General features: G+C 33.2%; 19 protein-coding genes. 12 read left to right on the top strand and 7 right to left on the bottom strand.

All coding sequences use genetic code 11. From position 1 onward, the window contains the following. The first annotated feature begins 8 nt into the window (after nt 1-8). The 5 genes from ACZIYX_RS12945 to ACZIYX_RS12925 all read left to right on the top strand — a co-directional run bounded on the left by ACZIYX_RS12945 (nt 9) and on the right by ACZIYX_RS12925 (nt 6,078). Nucleotides 9-1,412 (top strand): RagB/SusD family nutrient uptake outer membrane protein, encoded by a 1,404-nt coding sequence (locus tag ACZIYX_RS12945; RefSeq protein WP_462682667.1) that lies wholly within the window; start codon nt 9-11, stop codon nt 1,410-1,412. 244 nt (nt 1,413-1,656) lie between these two features. Then, a complete protein-coding gene (locus ACZIYX_RS12940; RefSeq protein WP_462682666.1) occupies nt 1,657-2,595 on the top strand; it encodes a glycerophosphodiester phosphodiesterase family protein in 939 nt (312 codons plus the stop codon). Nucleotides 2,596-2,709: 114 nt separating this feature from the next. After that, entirely contained in the window at nt 2,710-3,645 is a 936-nt protein-coding gene (locus tag ACZIYX_RS12935; protein ID WP_462682665.1) for a glycerophosphodiester phosphodiesterase family protein, read from the top strand. A gap of 50 nt (nt 3,646-3,695) precedes the next feature. Further along, complete coding sequence (locus tag ACZIYX_RS12930; protein WP_462682664.1) at nt 3,696-5,003, top strand: MFS transporter; 1,308 nt, start codon at nt 3,696-3,698, stop codon at nt 5,001-5,003. 58 nt (nt 5,004-5,061) lie between these two features. Beyond that, a complete protein-coding gene (locus tag ACZIYX_RS12925) occupies nt 5,062-6,078 on the top strand; it encodes a UDP-glucose--hexose-1-phosphate uridylyltransferase (protein ID WP_462682663.1) in 1,017 nt (338 codons plus the stop codon). Nucleotides 6,079-6,207: 129 nt separating this feature from the next. Here ACZIYX_RS12925 and ACZIYX_RS12920 read toward each other — a convergent pair whose 3' ends face one another. Genes ACZIYX_RS12920 through ACZIYX_RS12910 form a run of 3 tightly spaced genes read right to left on the bottom strand, consistent with a single transcriptional unit; the run spans nt 6,208 to nt 8,547 of the window. Further along, the gene (locus tag ACZIYX_RS12920; RefSeq protein ID WP_462682662.1) at nt 6,208-6,426 is read right to left on the bottom strand and encodes a hypothetical protein; all 219 of its coding nucleotides are present in this window, start codon (nt 6,424-6,426) and stop codon (nt 6,208-6,210) included. Then, on the bottom strand, nt 6,423-7,817 hold the full coding sequence (locus tag ACZIYX_RS12915) for a radical SAM protein (RefSeq protein WP_462682661.1): 1,395 nt from the start codon (nt 7,815-7,817) through the stop codon (nt 6,423-6,425). The genes ACZIYX_RS12920 and ACZIYX_RS12915 overlap by 4 nt, the downstream gene beginning before the upstream one ends. After that, the gene (locus ACZIYX_RS12910) at nt 7,807-8,547 is read right to left on the bottom strand and encodes a prolipoprotein diacylglyceryl transferase family protein (protein ID WP_462682660.1); all 741 of its coding nucleotides are present in this window, start codon (nt 8,545-8,547) and stop codon (nt 7,807-7,809) included. Before ACZIYX_RS12910 ends, ACZIYX_RS12915 begins: the two co-directional genes overlap by 11 nt. Before the next feature lie 383 nt (nt 8,548-8,930). On the opposite strand from ACZIYX_RS12910, the gene ACZIYX_RS12905 reads away from it, so the two are divergent. After that, the gene (locus ACZIYX_RS12905; RefSeq protein ID WP_462682659.1) at nt 8,931-10,079 is read left to right on the top strand and encodes a hypothetical protein; all 1,149 of its coding nucleotides are present in this window, start codon (nt 8,931-8,933) and stop codon (nt 10,077-10,079) included. 811 nt (nt 10,080-10,890) lie between these two features. Here the strand turns inward: ACZIYX_RS12905 and ACZIYX_RS12900 are convergent. Further along, nucleotides 10,891-12,522, bottom strand: a complete 1,632-nt coding sequence (locus tag ACZIYX_RS12900; protein ID WP_462682658.1) for a SulP family inorganic anion transporter — start codon at nt 12,520-12,522, stop codon at nt 10,891-10,893. 158 nt (nt 12,523-12,680) lie between these two features. On the opposite strand from ACZIYX_RS12900, the gene ACZIYX_RS12895 reads away from it, so the two are divergent. Further along, on the top strand, nt 12,681-14,423 hold the full coding sequence (locus ACZIYX_RS12895) for a M14 family metallopeptidase (RefSeq protein ID WP_462682657.1): 1,743 nt from the start codon (nt 12,681-12,683) through the stop codon (nt 14,421-14,423). Between the two features lie 16 nt (nt 14,424-14,439). On the opposite strand, the gene ACZIYX_RS12890 is transcribed toward ACZIYX_RS12895, so the two are convergent. Both ACZIYX_RS12890 and ACZIYX_RS12885 read right to left on the bottom strand, forming a co-directional pair. Next, a complete protein-coding gene (locus ACZIYX_RS12890; RefSeq protein WP_462682656.1) occupies nt 14,440-15,672 on the bottom strand; it encodes a glycosyl hydrolase family 18 protein in 1,233 nt (410 codons plus the stop codon). A 55-nt stretch (nt 15,673-15,727) separates the two neighbouring features. Next, nucleotides 15,728-16,321 carry an NUDIX hydrolase gene (locus ACZIYX_RS12885; RefSeq protein WP_462682655.1) on the bottom strand — a complete coding sequence of 198 codons (594 nt, stop codon included), beginning with the start codon at nt 16,319-16,321 and terminating at the stop codon, nt 15,728-15,730. Between the two features lie 8 nt (nt 16,322-16,329). Here ACZIYX_RS12885 and pyrE point away from each other — a divergent pair, with 8 nt between their 5' ends. Both pyrE and ACZIYX_RS12875 read left to right on the top strand, forming a co-directional pair. Next, nucleotides 16,330-16,971, top strand: coding sequence for an orotate phosphoribosyltransferase (gene pyrE, locus ACZIYX_RS12880; RefSeq protein WP_462682654.1), 642 nt, complete (start codon nt 16,330-16,332; stop codon nt 16,969-16,971). A 15-nt stretch (nt 16,972-16,986) separates the two neighbouring features. Further along, on the top strand, nt 16,987-17,379 hold the full coding sequence (locus ACZIYX_RS12875; RefSeq protein ID WP_462682653.1) for an SRPBCC family protein: 393 nt from the start codon (nt 16,987-16,989) through the stop codon (nt 17,377-17,379). Between the two features lie 122 nt (nt 17,380-17,501). Here the strand turns inward: ACZIYX_RS12875 and ACZIYX_RS12870 are convergent, their stop codons facing one another. Continuing rightward, nucleotides 17,502-18,233: a biotin--[acetyl-CoA-carboxylase] ligase gene (locus ACZIYX_RS12870; RefSeq protein WP_462682652.1), complete on the bottom strand. Its 732-nt coding sequence runs from the start codon at nt 18,231-18,233 to the stop codon at nt 17,502-17,504. An 89-nt stretch (nt 18,234-18,322) separates the two neighbouring features. Here ACZIYX_RS12870 and rsfS point away from each other — a divergent pair, with 89 nt between their 5' ends. The 3 genes from rsfS (at nt 18,323) to ACZIYX_RS12855 (ending at nt 21,385) form a co-directional block, all read left to right on the top strand. Then, nucleotides 18,323-18,694: a ribosome silencing factor gene (gene rsfS / locus ACZIYX_RS12865; RefSeq protein ID WP_462682651.1), complete on the top strand. Its 372-nt coding sequence runs from the start codon at nt 18,323-18,325 to the stop codon at nt 18,692-18,694. 13 nt (nt 18,695-18,707) lie between these two features. Continuing rightward, nucleotides 18,708-20,657: an ATP-dependent zinc metalloprotease FtsH gene (ftsH, locus tag ACZIYX_RS12860; protein WP_462682650.1), complete on the top strand. Its 1,950-nt coding sequence runs from the start codon at nt 18,708-18,710 to the stop codon at nt 20,655-20,657. Nucleotides 20,658-20,773: 116 nt separating this feature from the next. Beyond that, nucleotides 20,774-21,385: an LUD domain-containing protein gene (locus ACZIYX_RS12855; RefSeq protein WP_462682649.1), complete on the top strand. Its 612-nt coding sequence runs from the start codon at nt 20,774-20,776 to the stop codon at nt 21,383-21,385.

The following is a 21,385-nucleotide window of genomic DNA, read 5'->3' as shown; positions in this document are numbered from 1 at the left end:
AAAATATCATGAAGTTTATATATATACCAACAATATTTATATCTTTTTTATTTTTCTCATGCGAAGATAAATTAGATATCATACCAGAAACAGAAATAGGACGTGATGGTTTTTTTCAATCTGCATCTGAAATTGAACAAGTGGTATCAGGGGCATACAACGGTTTGCAATCTGATGGTTTATACGGATTTAATATTCCCTTTTTAGGAGAATTACGGTCTGATAATACGTACGAAGAAGCCTTAAGTAATAATAATGGTGATTATGGGCAAATCGATGTTTTTGATTTAAGCAGTATAAACCCTGTTCTGGATCAAACCTGGAAAGATGCTTACGTTTGTATTCAACAATGTAATATCGTCTTAAACAGAATTGAAAAGATCCCGAATATCAAACAGGAAATAAAAAACTCCAGAACAGGAGAAGTTTTATTTATCAGAGCTTTAACCTATTTTAATCTGGTTCGCTTGTTTGGAGATATTCCTTTAGTAACTAAAGAGACTACAGACCCCAATACTTTTTTTGGACAAGGAAGAACACCTGTTTCTGAGATTTATAACCAAATTATCTCAGATTTAACAGAAGCAATATCCAAATTACCTGCAACGCAATCCCAAGCAGGACGAGCTACCAATGGAGCAGCAAATGCCTTGTTAGGAAAAGTACATTTAACACTAGGTAATTATGCCCAGGCAATTACAAATCTGAACAACGTATCCGGATATTCATTATTACCTGATTATGCCGATATATTTAGTATTGAAAACGAAAATAATGCAGAATCCATTTTTGAAGTTCAATTTAAAAGAGGTGTAAACAATGCCGAAGAAGGAAGCCCGTACGCAACCATATTCAGAGTATCTGGTACCGTAGCAGGAGCTCGTGGCAATAATCATCCTACACAAGATCTATATGATGCTTTTGAAACCGGAGATGTACGAAGAGACGCTTCTATAGGCCAAGAGAAAGGGGTAAGATATACCCTTAAATATATAGATCCGGGAATGACCGTTGCCCAGGATGGTGAAAACAATGTAATTGTGATTAGATATGCAGATGTTTTATTAATGCTGGCAGAAGCACTAAATGAGCAAGGATATCAAGCAAACGGACGAGCTTTTGACTTGCTTAATCAAATTAGAAACCGAGCAGGGCTTACCAGCCTAAATGCAACAAACCTACCAGATAAAGAAAGTTTTAGGGCACACATAGCAAACGAAAGAAGGGTAGAGTTAAATTTAGAAAACCATAGATGGTTTGATTTGGTTAGAACAGGAAAAGCGGTCGAGACTATGAATGCTCATAATTCTGAATCCGGTGATTTTACCATTGATAACAATAAATTATTATATCCTATTCCGCAAAGCCAAATTAACACCGATAATTCCATTACTCAAAACCCTGGTTATTAAACCATATTTATTAACCATTCATATTATCTGAATTAGTAGTAGTTTTTTTTTTTTTGAAATGAAGGAGGATCTATAAAAGATTCTCTTTCATTTCTATTAAACCCGAATTAAAATCATAAGCCAAAGGTGTAAGTACCTGGATGTCTTTTATACTTTGAATCAGGCATAATATAAATTCAAAGTACAACTGGTATGCCCTGTGTGTTTTTTGATTTTTTATACCGATTCTCAAAATCTTTTTAGGATGAAAAAAAATATTCTCAAAATAATTATAGTAGTATTAATTGCTGCCTGTAATACCAATAAACCAGATAAAAACATACCTGTATACAATAAAGATCAAATAGAAATTTCTTCTATCGAAGAAAAAATAACCAATCTCAAAGATTCCAAAAACAAAGAGATCATAGTGGTTGCCCATCGTGGAGATTGGAGAAATGCTCCGGAAAACTCTTTGAAAGCTATAGAAAACTGCATAAAAATGGGGGTGGATATGGTAGAAATAGATATTAGAGAAACTAAGGACGGGCATTTGGTTGTCATGCATGACGAGACTATAGACAGAACAACCACGGGCAAAGGCTTTGTTAAAGATTGGACTTTGGATAGTTTAAAAACATTACAATTAGTAGACGGGTTAAGGATCCCTACTGCTCATAAAATACCAACACTAGAAGAAGCGCTAATGCTGGCTAAGGATAAAATTTTGATTAATTTGGATAAAGGCTATTCAATTTTTGATAAATGCTACGAGGTGATTAAAAAAACAAAAACACTAAATCAGGTAGTTATCAAAGGTGTCAAAAAACGAGAAGAAGTTGAAAGTGAATTTGGGGAGTACCTGGATAAAGTTTTTTTTATGCCTATTATCCCCTTACCAAATCCACAAAGCCAGGAAATTGTAGACGATTATTTAAAAAATCGCTTACCCGTAGCTTTTGAATTTGTTGTACCTCAAGACACCTTAAAAATCATACAGTATTTTGATGATATTCGTGCCAAAGGATCTGGTGTATGGGTAAACTCCCTATGGTCTCATCATAACGGAGGTCATGATGACGAAAAAGCAGTAGAAGATATTAATATATATAAATGGTATGTAGATAACAACGTTGATATCATTCAAACAGACAGACCTGCATTATTACTAAAATATTTAAGAAATGCCGGATTACACAAATAGAGCAATTGCTCTTTTACAAATTTCTTACTGATATATACATCTCAAAACCAAATAAATAAACCCTGTTCTACAAAACCTAATCCTGAATATTAATTTTAGATACAAACAATCTCAATGAAAAAAACACTCACATACTGTTTTAGTTTTTTTGTACTCACAGGGTATTTCACAAATGCTATAGCACAAAAAAACGTTGATAGCACTCCTGCCAAAACTGCAACTGTACTAGAACATTTGAAAAATCCAAAAAAAGGACATATTCTTACAGTATCTCACAGAGGAGACTGGAGATATGCACCAGAAAATAGTTTGAAAGCTATTGAAAGATGTATAGAGCTTGGTGTAGATATTGTAGAAATTGACGTGAGGCTTACCAAAGACCAGCATTTGATCCTAATGCATGATGCTACTGTAAATCGTACTACCAACGGCGACGGAAAAGTAAGTGATATGACCTTGGCAGAAATAAAAAAACTACGTTTAAAAAATGCTTGTGGGATAAGCGGGGCAAAACAGCAAGTCCCTACTTTGGAAGAAGTGATGCTTTTAACCAAAGATAAAATCATGGTCAATCTGGACAAAGTAGAAGGAGAAACGGTAAAAGAAGCTTATAACGTATTAAAAAAAACAAAAACTACTAAACAAGCTATTTTTAAAGGACGGGAAACAGCAGATTTTATGATAAACAAATATGGTAGTATAATGGATTCTATAATTTATATGCCTATTGTTTTATATGACCTTCAAAATCCTTCAAAATTTATTTCAGAGTACAAAAAGACTCTTTCTCCTATTGCATACGAGATACTTTTTGACTCAGAAAATTCGCAAAACTTAAAAGAGATCAAAAAACTAAATGACCAAAATGTTACCGTACTAAATATTGCGTTATGGGATGAACTTTGCGCAGGATATAGCGACGAGAAAATGCTTCTTCAGGGCGCCGATGCTTCATGGGGATGGTTAATCAACAATGGGGCAAATGCAATAATGACAGATCGCCCCGAGGCATTGTTAATGTATTTGAGAGAAAAAAAGCTTCATGATTAATTAGTACCCACGGTGGTCTGTAAATATTTCAATACCTCAACACTATAAATATGCTGATAAATTTTTTTCAAAAATCAAAAGCTATAGATATAAAAGGATCTGTAGAGACTCAAAAAAAGTACTATAAAAAGCTAAAATGGCAAATATTTATATCTGCTACACTCGGTTATGGCTTATACTATGTATGCCGTTTAAGCCTAAATGTGGTTAAAAAACCAATAGTAGATACAGGTTTATTAACAGAATCACAATTAGGGATTATAGGGTCTTCCCTGTTCTTTACTTATGCGGCAGGCAAGCTAATCAATGGTTTTTTAGCAGATCATATTAATATACAACGTTTTATGTCTACAGGACTCTTAATTTCGGCTTTAGCAAATCTGATAATGGGATTTACAGGTAGTTTTTTCTTTTTTGCTATTTGTTGGGGGGTAAATGGGTGGGTACAATCTATGGGCGCCCCTTCCAGTATAGTGTCTTTATCAAGATGGTATACAGATAAAGAACGTGGTAGCTTTTATGGTTTTTGGAGTACCAGTCATAATATTGGTGAGGCTCTAACGTATATTTTAACTGCAGTAGTAACTTCCTATTTTGGGTGGAAATGGGGTTTTAGGACAGCTGCTATTACCGGAGTAATAGGCTGTTTAATGATCGCATTGTTTTTTCATGACTCTCCAGAAAGCAAAGGGTTACCGCCTGTAAATAAAGATTTCAGAAAGAAAAAAACATCTACATGGAGTGAGCAAAAAGGTGTTCTCAAAAATCCGTATATCTGGATATTAGCTTTGTCAAGCGCATTTATGTACATCTCTCGCTATGCCGTAAATAGTTGGGGACCTTATTATTTTGAAACAGCAAAAGGATATTCATTAACCCAAGCAAATACATTAGTAGCTATTAGTGCTATATCTGGTATTATTGGAACAGCTGCATCGGGATACATATCAGATACGTTCTTTAAAGGCCGAAGAAATAAACCGGCATTAATTTTTGGAATAATGAATGTTTTTGCTCTTGCTCTATTTTTATTAGGTCCCAAAAATGTTTGGTGGCTGGATACTTCCAGCATGGTGATTTTTGGTTTAGCTATAGGAGCCCTTATATGTTATCTAGGAGGATTAATGGCTGTAGACATTGCATCCAAACAAGCATCTGGCGCCGCACTGGGTATTATTGGGATAATGAGTTACGCAGCAGCAGGGATTCAAGATATAGCAAGTGGTTACTTAATAGAGAGCAATAAGCTGATTGTAAACGGCGAAACTATTTACAATTTTGAAACGATTACCATATTTTGGATTGGTGCTGCTATAATATCTGTAGTTTTAGCAGTGTTTACGTGGAAAAAAACTTAACCTTCTATCCAAAAAAATATTTCTTTTTTAAAACAAGTCCTGAAAAAATAATCAGTTTATGGATTTACTCAAAACACATTCGCATATCAGAAAAAATATACTAACAGGAGAGTATGTTTTGGTTTCACCGCATAGAATGAACAGACCTTGGCAAGGACAAGAAGAAGCCGTTCATAATATTAAAATTCCAAAATATGATACCGATTGTTATTTATGCCCCGGAAATATAAGGGCTAATGGAGAAAAAAACCCAAAATATAAAAGTTCTTTTTCATTTGTAAATGATTATGCTTCGCTTCAGCAAAACGCAAAAGAATTTAATATAATCGATGGTTTATTTCATGCTCGTAGTGAACAAGGTATTTGTAAAGTAATTTGTTTTAGTCCGGATCATTCTAAAAGTTTAGCAGATATGTCTGTTGATGATATAAATGCCGTTATTCAATTATGGAAAGAAGAGTTTCTTTTATTGGGTAAAAATAAATTTATCAATTACATACAAATATTTGAAAATAAAGGTACAATAATGGGATGTAGTAATCCGCATCCGCACGGACAAATATGGAGTCAATCATCCATCCCAAACGAAGTCTTAAAAAAAGACAAACAGCAATTAAAATATTATAAAGCCTATAAAAAAACCCTTTTAGAAGAATATGTAGCTCAGGAATTAATTAAAAAAGAACGTATCATTTTTGAAAATGAATTATTTGTGGTTTTGACACCTTTTTGGGCGGTATGGCCTTTTGAAGTTATGATTGTTCCCAAAAAACCAAGCAAAGATATATCTGGTTTGACCACAGAGAGTTCCGGGTTATTTGCAGAATCCATTTCGGTTGTAACCAAAACATACGACAAATTATTTAATTGTTCTTTTCCATATTCCAGTGGTATACACCAAGCTCCTACAAATGGAAAAAAGAATAATCACTGGCATTGGCACATGAGTTTTTATCCTCCTTTATTGCGTAGTGCCACGGTCAAAAAATTTATGGTAGGATATGAGTTATTTGCTACTCCTCAAAGAGATATTACTGCAGAACATGCTGCAAAATTATTAAGGGAGTTGATATAACGCCAAATAATCCCAGGGATTAAATTCCTCAAAAAAAAGGCTTAATCCCATTTTGACCTTATAACAACCCTATTAACCAAGGATATTATTTTTGAAAATGCGTATTGTAAACAATTTGCCCCCACACCATTAAAAACCAACCATCATTGCTCCGCAGATCCCTAATCCTACTACCAAGTACACTCCAGAAAGAATAAAGAAAATTTTTCCTGCCTTGCGATATTTTGTTTTAAATAATATAAGGCCAACTATAGCTAGAAAAACCGGAGGCCCTAAAAGAATCAAAAGGAGAAAATAAACTAATCCGTCAAGGTTTCCTACTTCCAAAAAAATGGTATTGGTAATCATATTATTTCTTTTCTTAATTGTTCCAGATATTCTTTTTTGTCATCTCTATAAAATAAGTTCATCGTTTCAAAAGGGATTATTTTGTAATCCTTATTTACGATATGCACACAGGATTTTTTGATTGCCCGTACATCAAAATTATAAGCATCTATAAATTGCATAACTATAATCCTGAACAGGTTATCATACCCCAAATCCGGCGCATCTATCTCTGGTAAACAGCACATAATAGATTTTAAGTTTTCTGAGGCTGTTTCTACAGAATTTCCTGTACTAAACAACTCTAAAACTTTACCATGCAGCTCTTGATCTTGTTCATACACAATAGTGTTTTTACCATTATCCAAAAGATCTGCCGGGTTTATATATCTTGTCAGGGGTAAAATCCCTTCTTCATTTTTTAATGCATATCCCATTACCAAAGCATCAGGATTACAAGGAACAGGAATAAGATCATCAGATTCAAAAACAGGAAATTGTTCCAATATTTTTCTTCTTACCTCTGTTAATGTTATCCTGTTGGTTTGTGTATCAAAACCTTCAAGCCTTCCTGCTATTTGAGTAGGTTGAAACGTCACCCCTCTAACACATTTTTGCTTTGTGGCAAAAGTTAATATATCTCCTATTAAATGATCGTTTAACCCTTTTTCTAAAGTAACCACCAAAGTGGTAGACAGGTTTACATCATTTAGGTTTTTAATTGCTTGTTTTCTAACCTCTGTAAGATCCTCGCCTCGTAATTTTTTAAGAACTTCTGTATCTAGGGCATCAAACTGTAAATAAACCTCAAAATCCGGCATATATCCCGCCAATCTCTTGGTAAATTTACTGTCTTTTGCAATACGAATACCGTTGGTATTTATCATAAGATGCCGAATTGGCAATTGTTTGGCATAGTCCAAAATTTCAAAAAACAGAGGATGTATAGTAGGTTCTCCTCCGCTTATTTGAACAACATCAGGTTCTTTTTCATTTTCTACAATCGTATCCAACATCTTTTTTATTTCCTCTAAAGATCGATGTCTGCCATAATGAGGAGATGAGGATGCGTAACAGGTAGGACATGTTAAATTACATCTGTCTGTTACTTCTATAATAGTTAAACAAGAATGTTGTTCATGATCCGGGCATAATCCACAGTCATAAGGGCAACCATAATCGGTAGCTGTATTAAATTTATAAGGAAACTCTGATGGTTTATTGTAGTTTCTGATATTTTTATAATACTCTATATCATCGGCAATCAAAATTTTAGACCTGCCATGCTCTGGGCAACGTTTTAGCATAAACACTTTGTCCTCTTCAAAAACAATTTTGGCATCAATTCTTTTCAGACAAGCAGGACACAAACTCAATGTAAAATCGTAATACGTATAATCTCTAACGGGCATATAGTAGTGATCTAATGGTTTTATTATAATAAGCCAAGCATAATATACATAAATATTGAATGCTGCTAAGACCTAAAATTAAAAAAGTATTTGGTTTTAAAAACTCGATACAAAATCGAAATAAAAAATAAAAAATCATGAAATATTTAAATAGCACTCCGCTTTCTGGTTTAGATCCAGATTGAATTCGCCTTAAAACAACCCATAAAATTATCAGAAAAAAAACTTCAAATAAAGCTATTGGATACCTTAGAATCCCATCACCCAGATCCATTCCTAAAACAGACGAGGTTGGCTTGCCATAAGTAAACTCGGTAATTCCTGCCAAAAAACAGCCAATTCTTCCTATAATTATTCCCAATATGATCGGAAACGTAAATAAATCCCCCGAAGATTTTTTTTCGCCAATTATTTTTTTAGCTAATTCTACCCCAAGCAAACCACCAAAAAGCCCGCCCATTATCGTTTTTGTATTTAATAGTTGAATTATATACTGTGGAGTATAATAAAATACTGGGGTTTCTAAAAAACCAATAATACGGGAACCAAAAAATGCCCCAAATATTGCTCCTATAATTATAGAAAGTCTGTTTGCCGAAGAAATATGATCCTGTACCTGTTTTTTAAGATATATATAGTATCTAAATCCTATAAAAAAAGCAGCATATTCTAAAATTAAATGAACATTTATTTTATAGCCAAAAAAAACAGGTTCAAAAGGAATATTCATTTACTTATGGTTCTATTTTAAAACCGAAATATACATCATAATTATTATAGAGAACCCAGAACATTTAACAAAAAAACAATACTTTTATTTCTAATCGAATACTGTTTTTGTAATTATATTATTATCTCTCTTTTAAATTGAAGAAAATTCCTTCTTTTCTTGTATAAAATCCCCTCCTAATAAAACTGCAATCACCTTACTTTTAACAGTTTTATTTGCTTTTCGTCACTAAACAAAAAACAAACTGTAGGAATAATCTCATTTAACTGATTATCAATATGATACATTAAACTTTATTTGTTTCATTAATAAGAAAAATCATTAATTCTTATTAACTTTGTTCCTGTTATTAACATATTACAAATTAATCAAAATCGCTTATTATGAAAAAAAAGTACTTATTGGGGTATTCTTTTATTGCATTATTTTTAATTTTTGCTTCTTGTAGTAAAGAAGAAAATGAAATTGTTGAAAATGAGATCATTTTGGAGTCTGAAAAGACTAATATTGAACCTGATTTTATTAAAAACGATGGATCTGAAGGCTTAAAAGATGAAGAATTAGAAGGAGAAGACGAAGCTCCTGCTACGGCTACAAATAGCTCAAAAACATACAGACACTGCAATTATACTTTGCTTACACCATCAGATGTTGATATTGAAGCTTGTGGTAACACTACAACTATGCCTTTATTGGTAGGTTCCAGAAAACTACAAGTTGGTAATGTTACTGTATCTAATGACGATGAAAATCTATATCTAAATTTTGAGACCAATGACCGTAACCTTATGAAGAAAGTATATCTTTATATAGGAGCAAAAGGAAATATCCCTTTTTACTCTAACGGTTTTCCTAATCTTAGTAAATTTAACTATAAAGCTTTCCCTTATTACTATGGCGGAATGGACAAAGCTACTTATGTAATCCCATTATCTTCAATAGATTTGGATTGTTTCGAAATAATAGCTTATTCTAAAATATACAATAAGGATAGTGGTTGCTATTATTCTGCTTTTGCATACAATAAAGACTTAACTCAAGGATACAGCTATTCATACTATTCTAATTGTTATTATTACGGAGAGTGGGTAAGATCTTTTGAATATTGTAAACAAAAATGTGAGGTTGCTTGTACTTCTGCATACGGATATCATGAACAATGTGGTTTTTGCGAGGATAATGTTTTCTATACTTTCTTAGCCTACACTTTTATTGATTCCAAAGGTCCTGATGGATTTAACATTGATATAATTACAAATCTTGACGGATGTGACACCACTAATAGTGAAGAAGTCGGTCGTATTAATATTGCATCTGTAAGTGATACCACTTTAAAAATAGAATATCATGTAAATGCAGGATATGAAATGTGCGAATTAAGTTTTAGCTATGGTACTGCAAAAAATGATATTACCAATAACTATTCTAAACAATTTGATACTGCTACCAGCTCTTATAGTTTTGAAATAGAAAAACAAACCGGTGCTAATATTTATATAGACAGTAAAGTTGAAATTAAGGCCAGTAAATAAACTAAGTAATACAGAAACAGCATACTAGTTACTTATCTAACAAGAATAAAGAGGTTTATAGTTTTTTTAATTATAAACCTCTTTTTAATTAATTCTGTTTTTATATTAGAAACAAAAATACATTGTTTATGCTATTTTAACTTTGAATTTAGTGCAATAAAATTGTCTTTCCCCCTATAATTAACCATAACAATAACTTCGGCTTAGCTCTGCACAAGTATACTTGATACCAAATCAGGTCTGGCACAAGCTTTTGCCTTGAGCAATTAAAAAATAAGTTTAACCTGGATTATCAATGTCGTTAAGCCAAAAACTAAACTATTGATTTATAGTTTATTAATAGCAGACACAGTCCTGTTCTTCAACGAGATGACAAATTGCCGGAATGACAAAACAACCAAAACACAATGCTTTTTGCTTGTCATTCCAGCCCTTCAACAAGTTTAGGATAAACCAAAGGCTGGAATCCATGATGGAAGTAAAGGAATATTTTGCTTTTACAGATATAGCTAAATCAACATAAAATAACATTAATCTTTCCTTTATAAATCTTTTATGCCATTTCATATTAATTTAGTTATATTTAATCCTCAAAAAGATACAACTTAACTTAACGACATTGCCCGGATTATAATTTCTATACGCACGATTTCAAAATTAAATTAACATTACCAATGTTATGCTTTCAAAAGTATATTATGTTTTTTGATGGCAATCCTCTGGGAATTAAATCCTCAATAAGGGATTAAACCTTCTTAAAAAAGGACTTTTATCTATAGCTCAAAAGAATAAGATACTCTATCATCTCTATTTACTTCATCGCTTTTGCCATAACATGATATCTTGGATCATCAATACCATGTTCTATTACACCAGCTAATTTTGGAGAAGCTTTAATCATTAATACCTTACACTCATCACTAAGGTGTTTTATTTTAATTTTTTTGCCTGCGTCCTGATATTTTCCTACTAATGCAAATATTGCTTCTAGTGCAGAATGATCAGACACACGGGATTCCATAAAATCAATTTCAATAAACTCAGGATCATTTTTAACATCAAACTTGTTGTTAAAATCTTGTATTGATCCAAAAAACAATGGTCCCCAAATTTCATATACTTTGGTACCATCTTCTTTTATATGTTTACGGGCACGTATTCGCTTTGCATTTTCCCAGGCAAAAACCAATGCCGAAATAATAACTCCTACAAAAACAGCAATTGCCAGATCATAAATAACCGTTACCGCAGAAACGATAATCAATACAGCTGCATCTGCTTTAGGTATTTTTCTAAGAATACGAAAACTAGACCATGCAAATGTTTCTATCACCATCATAACCATTACTCCTACCAGTGCTGCAATAGGTACTTGCTCTATATACTGATCTGCAAATAATAAAAATGTTAACAATGTTAATGCCATCATTACGCCAGACAATCTTCCTCTACCTCCCGCATTAATATTTATTACAGTTTGCCCTATCATACCACATCCTCCTGTACCACCAAATAATCCACTCAAAATATTTCCGGCTCCCTGAGCTACACATTCGCGGTTACCATTACCCCTGGTTTCTGTAAGCTCGTCTACCAAATTCATCGTCATCAATGATTCAATTAACCCTACCGAGGCCGCTAAAAAAGCGTATGGTAATATAAAAGTAAGTGTATCTAATGTAAAAGGTATATACTGCCAAAATTCCATATTTGGTGTCGGGAACTCACCAGATAATCCAGCCCCCCCTCCTTCTCTAATATAAGAACCTACAGTACTTATGTTGAATTTACCAAAAATAACAACAGTTGTTGTTACTAATATTGCGGTTAATGCAGCAGGTATTTTGGTTGTTATCTTTGGTACTAACCAAACGATCCCCATCGTGAGTAAAACAAAACCGATTGTAGTATACAACTCAGCGCCTTCCATAGGTATATTTATATACTTTTTCACCCCGTCAATACCTGTTTCTAATTTTTTATGGGAAAACATCTTTACCTGTGCGATAAAAATCACAATAGCAAGGCCATTTACAAACCCCATCATTACAGAATGTGGTATCAAACGTACAAAACGCCCTAACTTTAATATTCCTGCCCCTACTTGTATAATCCCCATTAGCATTACTGTCCCTAACAGATAATAATATCCCATGTTTTCTACAGGAACATCAAAAGCCATCCCTTTGGCATGCCCTTCTGATATAAGATGTACAAAAATAACTGCTACTGCACCTGCCGCCCCGGAGATCAATCCTGGTCTGCCTCCAAAAATTGCTGTTATCAATCCTATAATAAAGGCTCCTGATAATGCCACCAAAGGGTCTATTTGAGCTACAAAAGCAAAAGCCACTACTTCGGGTATCATCGCTAATGACACTGTAATCCCTGCCAATACATCATCTTTTGCATTCGGAATAATTTTTCTTACAAACTCAGTCATAATTATGATATTTGAGGGTGCAAAAGTACAGTTATTTTATGGGTTGGCAAGTAAAATCAATTTCTTATGCCGTATACCACAAAATCGCACTAAATGATTCTATAAGATTTTAAAACCTGAAAACTTTAGTATATTTATCCTTTTCATATATCGTGCAAATGCAAAAAACAACCCTACTCCTTTTTTTTCTAAGTATTATTTCATGTAATACCCCAAAGCAAAAAGCTTCTGATTTTGATTTTATAACAACTTTTGAAAAAAGTAACGGAACCGAAACCCCAACATATCCCGATGTTATTACCTATTATAAAAATCTGGCACAAACGTACCCATCAATCAGCATTAATGAAACAGGTATGACCGATAGCGGAGAACCATTGCATATAGTTACATATAATCCTGGTGCCATTTTTGATTTCAAAGTGATTAGATCCAAAAAACGTATTCTTTTTATCAATAACGGGATTCATCCGGGAGAAAGTGACGGGATTGATGCTACCATGTTATTGTTCAGAGATCTTGCCCAAGGCAAAATAAAAACTCCAGACAATACAGTTTTAACAACAATACCAGTATATAATATTGGGGGCGCTTTAAACCGAAATTCCGGAACGCGAACTAATCAAAATGGCCCTAAATCGTATGGGTTTAGAGGAAATGCACGTAATTATGATTTGAACAGGGATTTTATAAAAAGTGACACAAAAAATGCAGAAACCTTTGCTAAAATATTTCATCTGGTACAACCTGATGTTTTTATAGATAACCATGTTAGCAATGGTGCCGATTATCAATACACGCTTACCCACTTGTTTACACAGCATAACAAACTAGGAGGTGAATTAGGAAAATATTTGCATGAGGAAATGCACCCACAATTAGAAAACCTGCTTAAGGCTAAAAACTGGGACATCACTCCATACGTAAACGTTTGGGGAACAACTCCTGATAATGGGTGGACCCAGTTCATGGATTCCCCCAGATATTCTACTGGATATACTACATTATGGAACACATTGGGCATGATGGTTGAAACCCACATGTTAAAACCTTATAAGCAAAGAGTAGAAGGAACATACGAACTCATGAAATCTATGGTGGATATCATCGAAAAAGATGGAAATAAAATTCGTTTAGTACGAGAAAAAACTTTTGAAAACCAAACAAAACAAGAAAACTATCCAGTACAATGGATAACAGATACTACCCGGGTTACTAAATTTATTTTCAAAGGGTTTGAAGGCAAATTTATAAATAGTGAAATTACCGGAGCCAAACGATTAAAATACTATCCAAATAAACCCTATGCACGAGAAATCAATTACAGGAATTATTTCTCTCCTGCCACTCAAATAAAAGTGCCAAAAGCTTATATAATTCCAAAAGAATGGTCTAGAGTAATTGATTTATTGGCCATCAATAATGTTGCATTTAAAACCCTTGAAAAAGATTCTGTCATTACTGCGGAAGTGTACCATATTAAGGATTATCAAACATCTAAAACCCCTTTTGAAGGACACTATATGCATTATCAAACTTCGATTAACAGGAGTATTGAAAAAATAGATTTTAAAAAAGGAGACATTATAGTCTCCACAGATCAAAAAGCATTTAGATATCTTATAGAAACTTTAGAACCTGAAGCTCCCGATTCATTTTTTAACTGGAATTTTTTTGATACCATCCTACAGCAAAAAGAAGGTTTCTCACCTTATGTATGGGAAGATAAAGCCTTTGAATTGTTGGCTCAAAATGAGGAGTTAAAAGCTAATTTTGAAGAAAAGAAAAAAGATTCAATATTTGTCAATAATTGGTATGCCCAACTAGATTGGATACACAAACAATCTTATAATTATGAAAAAGCACACATGCGATATCCTGTATACAGGGTTATCAAATAAAAACCAAATATCTGGCTTACTCTTTTTTGCTAAATTTATTTGCCAACAGCTCCCATAATTCTGTTTCGCCATGATCGTATCCCAAAGCCCAGATTCCTACCCCGGATAATTTTTTCTTTTTAATCCAATCATATTTATAGGATAAAGAAAGACTATCATCAAACCATAATTGTCTTACTATACCATTTTCTTCATACAAACCATATTTGGTAGAACTAATGGTGTCAAAATTTATTTCATAATTGTTTAAGGATATTAATTCTTGTATATCACTATATGTATCATGCGAAAGAAATTTCTCTGCTTTACTTGGTATTGAAGAGTTTTCAGTCCTCCATTTATCTCCATAATATGGTAATCCTACTATTAGTTTATCTGGAGCAACCCCTTCTTTTAAATAATAATCAACAGAAGTTTCTATGCTATGTGCCCCCCATGTTTTACTTCCTTTTAAAGGAGATACAGGACCTGCATGCTTACTAAATCCCCCATAATAGTCATACGCCATAAGTGTATAAAAATCTATCGAAGAATTTATTTTTTTTATATCAAATATATTATGGTAATCTACAGCATATAAAGCCAAAGAAACTTGATAATTTGGGTTTTTTCTATGTAGCCTATCCGATAATTTAACAATAAAATCACTAAACTCATTTTTGTTTTTGGGAGAAACCCCTTCAAAATCAATATTTATCCCATCTGCTTTTCTAAAATCCAATAACGCCAATAAACTATCTGCCAAGGTTTTATGCGCCTTTGGGTTTCTTAAAAAAACAGCATTCTTTTTTGCCCCAAAACTAGATATCGTAAGAAAAACTTTACAATTGTTAGCTTTTGCGCTATCCACAAGCGCAGTTGTTTTCCATTGATGAATATTATCGTAGTTACCCGTCTTTGCATTTACTATATATGAAAAATAAGAAACACCCCATAACAATGAAAAATTATAACTCTTATAGGCCGACCCTCTGGAAAAAATATGCCACCCAAAAGTTTTGTAATTATTATGGATAGTATATTTTGGCTTCGATTTTAAATGATTATCAACCCTGTTTAAACTATCCCATTGTTTTTCTGTAGTAAACTTGTAATCTGAAAGTTGTTTATGATGCGAATAATTAGGTCCAATATATTCGTTGATTGAATCTTTGATTACAGAAACAGTAATCCTCTTGTCCTTTACCTTCTTATCACAAGAAACAATAGAAACACCAGCTAAAAGTAATATTACAAACACTTTTTTCATATCATTACCATTCTTAAAATCACAGAATCGATCACCTCTATATCAAATGATAAAACTATGACAAATAATCATACGAAAACAATTGTGTTATATTAGCATAAGAGTCCATCAACGCTTTTTTTGCTTTTTTTCTATCTTTCCATTTTACTTTGGTAATTCCTTCATTTTTTTGCGGCACCAATTCTCCATCATAACCTGTTTTCATCTCAAACCAATATGTTACCTTTAATCTAAACTCTCCGTTTCTTTTAAACACATGGTAACTTCTGTACAAAAATTTTGTAATCTCTAATCCTGTAACCCCTGTTTCTTCTTCAACCTCTCGTATAGCAGCAGTTTCCATATCTTCATTTTTTTCGGCTTTACCTTTTGGCAAATCCCATTTTCCATTACGCCGGATAAACAAAATTTCATTATTTGCATTATACACCTTTCCTCCTCCTGCAATAACTACTGGTAGCTTTGTATATAAATACTCGATAAGTCTATCTTCTTTTTTATGATAAAGATGATACTTGGTATTATTTGCTAAAATATCTCTTATAATAGATGGAAAATCAGCATCTTTAATCTGAATTATCTTATAACCCTCGATAGACTTTTTTGTTGAAAGAATAATAGGAGTATTATTCACAAAAACTTTATACATTTGCAACTATGATTTTTGATAAAAATACAGCAAAAAAAACTGCTGAACTACTTCTGCAAATTAACGCAATTAAATTAGAACCACAAGAACCTTTTACCTGGGCTTCTGGATGGAAATCTCCTATCTATTGCGATAACAGAATTACTCTTTCGTATACCGAAATACGCCATTTTTTGAGCAAGCACCTTGCTGATTTCATAAAAAATGAATATGGTATACCCGATGTAATTGCCGGAGTAGCTACAGGAGCTATCGGAATAGGAATGCTGGTCGCAGAACAATTAGACCTGCCATTTATTTATGTTCGTCCCGAGGCAAAAAAACATGGAAGAAAAAACCAAATCGAAGGTATTGTCCCTACTGGTAAAAATGTTATCGTCGTGGAGGATTTAATTAGTACAGGCAATAGTAGCCTTAATGCTGTAGAAGCATTAAGAGAGGTGGATGCCAATGTTTTGGGAATGGTAGCTATATTTAATTACGGCTTTGATATTGCCACACAAAATTTTAAAAATGCGGCATTATCCTTACATACCTTAAGCAATTATGACAACCTTCTGGAGCAGGCTCTGGATACTGGTTATATCACAAAGGAAGAACTGCAAACCCTGCAAAAATGGAGAATTAATCCTGCCGAGTGGAACCTATAATTATTAAATAGTATTATGAACTTAGAAAGCCCTACTGTAACCGTAAATAAAAGTGCAGAAGATGTGTTCGAATTTTTAACCAAAGTTGAAAATTTTGAGCAACTCATGCCAGAGAGCAAACAAAAATTTGAAAAAATAAGTGATTCCAGGTTTCTTTTTCAATTAAAAGGAATGCCAGAATTAGTCTTGGATCAAAAAGAAACCACTAGCCCTAGTCAAATAGTGTTAGGGGCAGCAAGCGACAAACTTCCTTTTACACTTACAGCTGATATCGTGGATTGTGGAGATGGAAAAAGTACTACAAAACTTACTTTTGACGGACAGTTTAACGCAATGATGTCTATGATGATTAAAAACCCTATCCAAAACTTTATTAACACTCTTAGTCAAAATATAGAAAAACTATAATCAACAACCTTGGGGAAGCTCACACCAAGTATGCTTTTTGAAAATATATCCCCGTTTTGGGGCAAGCCTCAAAAAAGCCAAAATCCCTTATAAAAGATTAAAAATCACTATATAATACCGTATTAATAGAGTAATTTTAGTTCTTTAAGATCAAAATCTGAAATAATATCGTCTTCTATTAAGACCTGAAGCTTACCTTTATTGGTAACAGCTTGAATAATCCCAACAAAAGACTCTCCCTTTACATCCAAAAATGTAGAGGGTTTATTTTTTCTAAAAAGAGCAGATTCATATTCCTCTTTCAATTTAGGAAAATTAGAACTATGCAATGCCAAAAACCTGTTCTTGAGCCTAGCTAACAACAAATGCAGAACTTCTTCAATATCCAAATTCTTTCCCAAAATATGCTTTAAAGAACCCGCCTGAGGCAAATTATCAAACACAATTTGATTAACATTAATACCAATCCCTATTATAGCTCCTTGCAAACTGCCATTTTTAACTACATTTTCAATCAAAATCCCACAAATTTTTTTTGTCCCTGACAGAATGTCGTTAGGCCATTTAATAGCTAATTTAGGAATCATCAAGTCTTTTAAAGTATCATAAACCGCTAATGATGTAATGACAGAAAGATAAAACTGATCCATTAATTGTAAATCCTTTACCTGCATAAATACACTACACGTAAGGTTTTCTCCAGAATTGCTTTGCCAGACCGACCCTATTTGTCCTTTGCCCGCTAATTGTTCTCGTGCAATAACACACACAGGATTGGTTAAACGTTTTTCACGATTAAGGTTTCTAAGAAATGTATTTGTAGAGTCAATGGCATCAACTTTGATTATATGCATATATTAAGATGTAAAAGTTTTACAAATGTCCGACTAATAGAGACATAAAATCATAAAAAGTAATAACTTTACACAAATTAAAAAAATGCATGACTAAAAAAGAAATTGGTAACGATCAATTAATTACTCAAATATTAAAAGGTATTGAAGAAGTAAAAGGTAATGATATTAACATTTTGGATCTTAGAGATATCGAAAATACAGTATGTAGCTACTTTGTAATCTGCAATGGAACTTCTAATACTCAAGTAAACGCAATTGTTAATTCTATCCAGAAAACGGTAAGCAAAGAACTTAAAGACAAACCATGGCATGTGGAAGGAAGCGAAAATGCAGAATGGGTATTGATTGATTATGTAAATGTTGTAGTACATGTCTTCCAGAAACACATAAGAGAATTCTATGATATAGAAGGACTTTGGGGCGATGCAAAAACTACAGTTATCAAAACAAATTATTAAAAGAAAACCGTAAATGGCCAAAGAAAATAAGAAAACAGAACCAAATAAAAAGCCAAAATTTAGCGCGTATTGGATTTACGCTATTATCATTGTTGGTTTTTTAGTATTAAATTTTATGGGAGGAAGCGGACTAGGATCAGCCCCTGTAACTTCCCCGTCAGAATTTCAGGATTTTTTAAAAAATGGAGAAGTAGAAAAAGTAGTGATTGTCAATCGCAGACAAGCGAAGGTTTTTCTTACTACAGAAGCTAAATCTTTAGAAAAACATCAAAAAAATCAAAATAAATCTATACTTCCAGCAAGCCCTAATGACCCTGATTATCAATTTGAATTTGGTGATTTACAAAACTTCGAAAACAAAATTGCTACTATAAAAACAGACAATAATCTGGATACACAAGTAAGCTACGATACAGAGAGTAATGTTTGGGGAGAAATTTTCATAACCTTGTTACCCTTTGCATTAATAATAGGAGTCTGGATATTTATTATGCGCAGAATGAGCGGAGGATCTGGCGGTGGAGCCGGAGGGCAAATTTTTAATATAGGAAAATCCAAAGCCAAACTTTTTGACCAAAATACAGATGTAAAAGTTTCTTTTGAAAATGTAGCAGGTTTAGAAGGAGCTAAAGAAGAAGTACAAGAAATTGTAGACTTCTTGAAAAATCCAGAAAAATATACATCTCTAGGAGGAAAAATACCTAAAGGAGCTTTATTAGTAGGACCTCCGGGAACTGGAAAAACATTACTAGCAAAGGCTGTTGCAGGAGAAGCAAAAGTACCTTTCTTTTCATTATCAGGATCTGATTTTGTAGAAATGTTTGTTGGAGTTGGGGCATCACGAGTTAGGGATCTTTTTAAACAAGCAAAAGAAAAATCCCCTGCTATTATTTTTATAGATGAAATTGACGCTGTAGGTAGAGCCAGAGGAAAAAGTAATTTTTCGGGATCTAACGATGAAAGGGAAAATACACTAAACCAGTTATTGACTGAAATGGATGGATTTGGCACCAACACCAATGTAATTGTTATTGCCGCAACCAACAGAGCAGACGTACTGGACAAAGCACTACTCAGAGCCGGTCGTTTTGACCGCCAAATTTATGTAGATCTGCCAGATATTCGCGAACGTAAAGAAATATTTGATGTTCATTTAAAACCATTAAAGAAAGTTGAAAATGAACTGGATACAGAATTTATGGCAAAACAAACCCCCGGGTTTTCTGGAGCAGATATTGCTAATGTATGTAATGAAGCTGCCCTTATAGCAGCCAGAAAAGGAAATAAAGCAGTAGGAAAACAAGACTTTCTGGATGCCGTTGACAGAATTGTTGGAGGGCTTGAAAAAAAGAACAAAATTATTACCCCAGAAGAAAAACGAGCAATTGCATTTCACGAAGCCGGTCATGCAACTGTAAGTTGGATGCTGGAACATGCCGCTCCATTAGTAAAAGTTACTATCGTGCCCAGAGGACAATCTCTTGGTGCCGCATGGTATTTGCCCGAAGAAAGACTAATCGTTAGGCCAAATCAAATGCTGGATGAAATGTGTGCTGCATTAGGAGGCAGGGCAGCAGAAAAAGTTATTTTTAATGAAATTTCTACAGGAGCTCTAAGTGATCTTGAAAAAGTAACCAAACAAGCCAGGGCAATGGTAACTATTTATGGCCTTAATGACAAAGTAGGAAACCTTACTTATTATGATTCCTCGGGGCAAAGTGAATATAACTTTACAAAACCATATAGTGAACAAACCAGTGAATTGATCGATAAAGAAATTTCAAACATAATTGAAGAACAATACCAACGGGCAATTACTTTATTAGAGCATAATAAAGATAAATTAACCGAACTGGCAGAAGTTTTATTAGAAAAAGAAGTTATTTTTAAAGATAATCTGGAGAAAATATTTGGAGCAAGACCTTTTGGCAAAAAAGAAGAAATCATTACAGAACCTTCTTAGCACCATTATTTTTGCTAGTAATTCGAAAAATCTTAACTTAATAGAATATTGGGTTAAGATTTTTTTTATCTTTGGAGGTAATGTAAAACCGTAATCCCCCAATCTCAATCTAAAGTATGAGTCTATTTAGAAGAATATTTTTCTCCAAATCTAAATCAGACCAAAAGAACAAAGAACGTCATATAGATGATCGCAGTAAATATATGCCAGAAATCGATCTTCCAATCGACGAAAGCTTTATGATGAACTTCAAAAAAAACGGAGGCAAGTTTCTTTATTGTGATAATGATAATGAAGTTTCTGATTCTTTTGACAAAATTCTTTTGGAAAATGATTGGTATGAAAAAAACGTATGTTGCTTTGATACAGCTTTAGAGCATAAGTTTTCTGGTTTTAATCTAAATTATGTTAAAGATATTTCTGCTTCCTTCTTTTTTGCAACTTGCGAATATTTAATAGCCGATAATGGTGCTATATTAATCTCTTCAAATCAACTTAAAGAAAAAAAAATAACCGAATTACCCGACAATTTCGTAATCTTAGCATCTACTAGCCAGCTAGTTAAAAGCATTGGAGAAGGACTGAAAGGAATAAAAAGTAAAAACAAAAACTCTATACCATCTAATATTACCACCATTAAAGATTTTGAACCTCAAAAAGAAAAGGATTTCTTAAGCTACGGAAGTAGTTCAAAAAATTTATATTTGCTCCTGCTGGAAGATTTATAA

It is taken from the genome of Aquimarina sp., from assembly GCF_977115655.1.
Note: the sequence above shows the minus strand (reverse complement) of the source record. Positions and strands in the feature narration are given on the sequence as shown.